Annotated in this window: 7 protein-coding genes; 3 read left to right on the top strand and 4 right to left on the bottom strand. The window is 33.3% G+C overall.

Annotated features, from left to right (window positions below):
• Positions 1-687: 687 nt before the first annotated feature.
• The 4 genes from D5R40_RS29175 to ychF all read right to left on the bottom strand — a co-directional run bounded on the left by D5R40_RS29175 (position 688) and on the right by ychF (position 3,140).
• Positions 688-891 carry a hypothetical protein gene (locus tag D5R40_RS29175; RefSeq protein ID WP_124146267.1) on the bottom strand — a complete coding sequence of 68 codons (204 nt, stop codon included), beginning with the start codon at positions 889-891 and terminating at the stop codon, positions 688-690.
• Positions 892-938: 47 nt separating this feature from the next.
• Positions 939-1,205 (bottom strand): adenylate/guanylate cyclase domain-containing protein, encoded by a 267-nt coding sequence (locus D5R40_RS29170; protein WP_240039085.1) that lies wholly within the window; start codon positions 1,203-1,205, stop codon positions 939-941.
• Positions 1,206-1,650: 445 nt separating this feature from the next.
• A complete protein-coding gene (locus D5R40_RS29165) occupies positions 1,651-2,022 on the bottom strand; it encodes a phage holin family protein (protein ID WP_124146265.1) in 372 nt (123 codons plus the stop codon).
• Between the two features lie 26 nt (positions 2,023-2,048).
• On the bottom strand, positions 2,049-3,140 hold the full coding sequence (gene ychF / locus D5R40_RS29160; RefSeq protein ID WP_124146264.1) for a redox-regulated ATPase YchF: 1,092 nt from the start codon (positions 3,138-3,140) through the stop codon (positions 2,049-2,051).
• A gap of 788 nt (positions 3,141-3,928) precedes the next feature.
• On the opposite strand from ychF, the gene D5R40_RS29155 reads away from it, so the two are divergent.
• The 3 genes from D5R40_RS29155 to D5R40_RS29145 all read left to right on the top strand — a co-directional run bounded on the left by D5R40_RS29155 (position 3,929) and on the right by D5R40_RS29145 (position 6,445).
• Positions 3,929-4,423 (top strand): hypothetical protein, encoded by a 495-nt coding sequence (locus D5R40_RS29155; RefSeq protein WP_192901165.1) that lies wholly within the window; start codon positions 3,929-3,931, stop codon positions 4,421-4,423.
• A gap of 84 nt (positions 4,424-4,507) precedes the next feature.
• Positions 4,508-5,890 carry an AAA family ATPase gene (locus D5R40_RS29150; protein ID WP_124146263.1) on the top strand — a complete coding sequence of 461 codons (1,383 nt, stop codon included), beginning with the start codon at positions 4,508-4,510 and terminating at the stop codon, positions 5,888-5,890.
• Positions 5,891-6,253: 363 nt separating this feature from the next.
• The gene (locus D5R40_RS29145; RefSeq protein WP_192901164.1) at positions 6,254-6,445 is read left to right on the top strand and encodes a hypothetical protein; all 192 of its coding nucleotides are present in this window, start codon (positions 6,254-6,256) and stop codon (positions 6,443-6,445) included.
• Positions 6,446-6,646: the final 201 nt, after the last annotated feature.

Below are 6,646 nucleotides of genomic sequence, written 5' to 3'. Positions count from 1 at the left end.
TTGATTTATGCTAAATTCGGTTATGATAAGCTACTTATATAAATAATCGCCAAATTCTCTTTAATCAAAGAATTTAATTTCTTTGAACATAGTCTCAGTAAAATTTTTAAAATTTTGATTTATGCTAAATTCGGTTATGATAAGCTACTTATATAAATAATCGCCAAATCCTCTTTAATCAAAGAATTTAATTTCTTTGAACATAGTCTCAGTAAACTCGAATGTATCACCCAGTTTACTTGAACAACTAAAATTATTGTCTGTTTAAATTTAAGTTTTATCGAGGTTAAAATCAGTGGATTATTCACTGATTTTAACCCGTTTATATCTTTTTTATGTATAGCTTGAAAAGACTTGATTCAAGTAATTTAAGAGGAAAGAGGATTTAGTCTGAGAAAATAGCGATCGCCTAAATTATATTATTGATTAGACCTAGGCGTGAAAAAGATATAGATTTTTTGCAGGAGTAGGCAACAGCTCCGAAAGGCAACAGGCAACAGGTAAGATATTTTTACGCGCGAAGGCACTAAAAAGGATTTTTTAGGGTAAATTTTTCTTTCCTTAGCTGATCTAATTAAAAGATTTATTTATTTTCCACCAGATGTCTATTAATTAATTAAATTAATTAAAAAGTTGGCGATCGTGTCAGAGGTGCTGAACACTATCGTTTTTAATTTCATATTATTTTTACTCAGGAAACTCAGGAATTACCCATTTAGGAGGAGCCATTCTTTTCTTCATAACTGCTTCTTCAGCTATTTCCAACATTTTATCTAAGGGAGTATCATCAATAAACTTTGATGTTTCTTTTACATATTCCTGATTCGGGCATTTGTCACCTAAAACACATCCATTAACACAAGCTTCTGCACAATTTACAGTGTTTTCCATCCTATTTTCCTCTGGTAGTTTAGTTATTTTATAGCAGATAACTTTTTCTAGTTATCCACTTCAGCAGTCATCATTTGACTTTCAATATTATCATAAGCTCTATTAGTTTGAATTTTTTCCAAATAATATTTATCAGTCAACTCATCAAAACAAGAAAATATTTCATTAAGTAAATTAACTAACTGCGTAGGAGGAATATTTTCTGATAACTGAGTAAAACCTACTAAATCAGCAAACAAAATAGTTACTTCGGCAAAACTTTCAGCAATATTTTCCTGTTCTTCCTTTAATTTTTCTGCAATAGGTTTAAGCAAAATATTTAACAACAGAAGTGAAGAAATGGATAACAGAGAAAAATTATAACTCTACTTTGAGAAGCTGGGCTTAATATAATTAGGTTTTTACTATAAAATCAAACTCGTTCAAACGCTCAGAAATAAAACTAATACTCAGAATAATGGAATTGATAATCCTGGTAGAGGAATTAAAACTCTGTCTAATTGATGCACTGTAGGTAAGGCTTAGATATGAAACTAATGGTAGAGAAGGTAGATATATAGTCATTCCAGTTAAGATTGAGACAAGGGTTTCTTGCCTTGAAAGAGTTTCAGCTAAAAAAGTTTTCCAGTCTTATTCAGAATGACTATAATTAGTAGTTGCCTACTCCCTACTTCTCTACAGCAAAAGTGGGTAATTTACTAGATATCAATTTTCAAGAAACCTAAAATTACCCACAATTTTTGATAATTTAACTGCTGCCTAACTGACTAATCCTTTGCTAAGTAACTCATAAAGAAAAGAGTTAATAAAAGTTAGTCCTAAAGAACCAATTAACGCACTCCAAAATCCCCAACGTAGTCGAAATCCACTTACTAACCAGGCAGCTAAACCAAAGATAACAAGATTAACAACTAGAGTAACTAAACCAGGAAGAATTATATTAACTGGTAAAGCTAAAGTTCCTAAAATTGGACGTACAAATACATTTAACAGCCCAAATATCGCCGAAGAAATCAAGGCAATATTAAAATCATCAATTTCTACCCCAGTAGGCAACTTAGAAATAATAAACAAACTAACAGCAGTAATCAACCACATAACAATCAGTCTAACAATCTCTTCAGTAGCCATTTTTTTCTCCTTAAATTAACAGAAATCTAAACATTAAATCGGAAGAGCAAAACATCTCCTTCCTTAACAACATAATCTTTACCTTCACTCCTCATCAGACCCTTTTCTTTAGCAGCAGTCATTGAACCAGTAGCTACTAAATCATTATAGGCAATTGTTTCTGCTCGAATAAAACCTCTTTCAAAATCAGTATGAATTACACCAGCAGCTTGAGGAGCTAACATTCCAGCCTTAATCGTCCAAGCTTTGGTTTCTTTTTCTCCAGTAGTAAAATAAGTACGCAATCCCAACAATTCATAAGTTGCCTTAATCAGAGATTTCAACCCACCTTCTTCTACTCCTAAAGATTCTAAATAATCAGCTCTTTCTTCCTCCGGTAACTCAATTAATTCTGATTCTACCTGAGCTGAAATTATCACAACTTGAGCATTTTCCACCGCAGCAATATTGCGGACTTTTTCAACCCAATCATTCCCACTAGCCAAATCATCCTCAGACACATTAGTGGCATAAATTATGGGCTTAGAAGTTAACAGATTTAAAGGCTTAATTAACAGAAATTCTTCTTCATTTAAGTCAGCCATTCTCACCGACTTACCTTCATTTAAAATCCCCTCTAATTTTGTCAAAACTTCCAACTCTGCCTGAGCATCTTTACTGGTACGAGCTTGTTTTTTAGTCCGCTCAATTCGGCGCTCAACTTGAGCTAAATCGGACAAAGCCAATTCTAAATTAATTACCTCAATATCTCGCACTGGATCGACAGAACCAGAAACATGAATAATATCCTCACTATCAAAACAACGGACTACCTGAACAATAGCATCAACCTCTCGAATATTAGATAAAAATTGATTACCTAAGCCTTCTCCTTTACTAGCACCTTTTACTAAACCAGCAATATCAACAAACTCAATTCTAGTAGGAATAGTTTGAGCAGAATTAGAAATTTTAGTCAGCACATTTAACCGCTCATCTGGCACCGACACCACACCAACATTGGGTTCAATTGTGCAAAATGGAAAGTTAGCAGCTTCCGCTTTAGCATTAGCAACCAAAGCGTTAAATAAGGTAGATTTTCCGACGTTGGGTAGTCCGACAATTCCAGCTCTGAGCATAAATTTAAGTCAAAAATTAAAAGTAAAAAGTTAAAAATTAAAGAAATTACAGGTAGGGTTACTGTATAACTGCCTATTTAGATTAGGATAGCAGAAGGAAAGAAGAATCTTGATTTCTAACCTCAAGTTTCACTTAAAATCAAGAATCAAAAAATAAAAAAACCTAGTTTGCCTTTTTTGTTAAATGAGGAGGAGCTAGCGGGACTTTGATATTTTTTAGGCTGAAAATGGCTTCAAACTCAACGGTAGCAACGTGTTTTCGTTGCTCTGGCTAAAAATGGCTCAAATCTAGCTTGTACAATAAATAGGCTATTTTGACCTTAAAGCATTACACAGCAAGGATTTAAAACGATTTTTAAGGTATTTTTTGCTAAAGTCCCGCTAGGTAAATAAGCCATAAGTTTTGCAGTGTAGAAAAACAGTTTATCAAAATAAAAATTGAATAATCTCAAATATAGCAATGAGCGCTCAGGTATTTACAATGTCTAGCTCAAAGTGCAGTAAGGGAAAAGGTGTACAAAAAATAATGTGTAAATATGCCAGCGCACATTGCTATACTTATTGTTCAATAGTAAGAGCGATCGCAATAGGGATGCAGAATATGATCAGCAACCAAATAAACTGAAAGAATTATTTTCCTTATCTTGTTAAATAATAAATTTTCAAAAATTTATTTACATAGAAAGTCTAGATTAAGTTTTGTGGAGTTAGTGGTTTTTAGCTAGAAAATTAAGTTAAAGTATTTTTTGATTATTAATTAAAATTCTATATCAAAAAACTATTGTGCAATGGATCAAGAAAAAATTATTGGAACTAGAGAAGCAGCATATTTATTGGGTATTTCCGGTCAACGTTTGCGGATATTATTGGCTCAAGGTAGAGTGAAAAATGCTTACAAAGAAAATGGCTTCTGGAAAATTCCCATTTATGGGCCAGAAGACAATGAAATGCCTGTAATTTATCCTGGTACCAGAGGACCGAAAGGTATTTGGTGTAAGCGGAGGCGTACTAAACCGACTATGATTCATGTTAATCAGCATATCATTCAGCGCAATGCAAATCACCCACTAAAAGATATCAAACCAGTAGTTTCTGTGAAGCAGACTAATCACAATAACTATGGTTATCAGCTAGAAATCAAAGGTCCTTGTCGAATTGTTTATCGACCTCACAACCCGGCTGGATGTGGAGCTCATTTGTGGATTGATACTTATAGTCCGGTGCAATTTGTAGATACGAATTTTAATCCGGTTAGTGCTAATCGAGCATATAAATATATATAGATGTAAGTAAGTAGATAAAATTGAGATTTTTTGCCATACTTGTCGTGATAGGCTGATAGTTAAAGTCAAAAAAATTAACGACAGATGGATAGTGCTGTGAAAAATCAAGCCCTTGTAGATGCTTTGGTCAAAAATCTGCCGGAGGACGCATCTGAAGCTCAAGTTAATCAGATTTTTGCTTCTGAATTATTCAAGTTTTTAGGTTTTGAACTAAATGAGCAGGTACCTTCTTTTCCTACAGGAAGTGGTACTGATGCTGTTGATTATGCTATCCGTCATAGTACGGAAAATGATATATTTTCCCAAACAAAGACTAATCCAGATATTCTCGTAGAATTGAAAGCTCGGAATGTTAATTTAACTCCTGATTCGACACAATATCAAAAGACAGTTGTGCAAATTAAACGGTATTTGTTAGCAGAAAACTGTCAAACAGTTAAGTGGGGAATAATTACCAATGCTAATCACATTCAATTATTTAGAAAGCATGGAAAAGTTATTCATCCGGCGACAGTTTGTTTGGAAATTAATCCAGAAAATATCATCAAAATAGCTACATCAATTAAAGAAAAAATTGATAAGCCACAAAAAGTATTAACCGTAGCAGTTTATAACAATAAGGGTGGCGTAGGAAAAACAACAACTACAGTTAATACAGCAGCAACCTTATCTCTGTATAATAAGAAAGTTTTGATTGTTGATTTTGACCCTAATCAAAGAGACCTGACAAATTCTCTAGCAATAAAACCAGGTACACCTACTTTTTATGATTGTTTAGTAGATAAAAATATTAATGTCACAGATGTCATTTATCCCTACAAACTTAATAGTAAAAAATCAAAAAAATCATTTGGTTTTGATGTCATTCCAGTACATGGAAAACTTGGCGATTGGGACGATGTTGCGCAAAAAATTACCTTTGATAGATTAAGCAAATTATTAGACACACTAAAAAATAGCTATGATTATATCTTCATTGATGCTCCTCCCAACTGGCGAATATTTAGTGTTAGTGCTGTTTATGCAGCAGATGTAGTGCTAATTCCAGCAAAACATAACAACTTATTTTCCCTAGAAAATGCAGCTATAGCTATTAAAGAATATATTCCAGCAGTTCAAAAAGCAAGAATAAAAGATGCAGCAAGAAGAAAAAATGAAGATTTCGGACCAGTAGCTCTACCGATTTTTTTTAATGGTGAGAAAATGACGGACGCTCAAAAGAAAGGTGCTAAATTGCATATCAATAAACTGATTAGAGAAGCTCAAGAAAATTCAAATCATCAATTTGCCCTTAGACCATATTTTTATCCCCGCTATACAGCAGCAAACAAAAATACAGATATATTTGAACTTCCTAATTATGCTTCTATTGCAAATTCTGCTTTTTCTCATATACCTGCTGTTTACAAAGATAAAATAGCTAAGGGATATTATATAAATTTGGTTAAGGAGTATTTTCTACAATGAGTAATTTGAGTAAGTAGAACAGTTCAAAAAAACAACAAGTTAGTAACGAAAAGTAAATTTGCCAAAAACTCTCTTCCCTTCTGCCCTCTGCCTCCTGCCTTTTCATAACGATAATTTTCAACACCGACCTACTTAATATTGGTAAGTTAATACATCTAATATTGATGAAATTGAACCGGGGGATGGAATAGATGCGTCAGAATTTCTAATGTCAGCAACGGCAAAATTTCTGAATAAAACAGATGGTAAAAACTGGATACCTGTCATTGTGAAAAAAGTGGGAGAAGAGCAATATCAAGTCATTGATTAATTCTTTGATTTTCCCACATATTATATAGATTTGGTTAAGGAGTATTTCCTACAATGAGTAATTTCAGTAATGTTGGTAAGTTGATACATCTGTATATTGATGAAATTGAACCGGGGGATGGAATAGATGCCCCAGAATTTCTAATCTCAGCAACGGCAAAATTTCTCAGTGAAAGTGGGGGGCGAAACTGGGTACCTGTAATTGTGAAAAAAGTGGGAGAAGAGCAATATCAAGTCATTGATTAATTCTTTGATTTTCCCACATATTATATAGATTTGGTTAAGGAATATTTTTTACAATGAGTAATTTGAGTAATATTGGTAAGTTAATACATCTGTATATTGATGAAATTGAACCGGGGGATGGAATAGATGCGCCAGAATTTCTAATTTCAGCAACGGCAAAATTTCTCAGTGAAAGTGGGGGGCGAAACTGGATACCTGTAA

Origin of the sequence: Okeania hirsuta (genome assembly GCF_003838195.1) — a bacterium.
Lineage (GTDB): Bacteria > Cyanobacteriota > Cyanobacteriia > Cyanobacteriales > Microcoleaceae > Okeania > Okeania hirsuta.
Note: the sequence above shows the minus strand (reverse complement) of the source record. Positions and strands in the feature narration are given on the sequence as shown.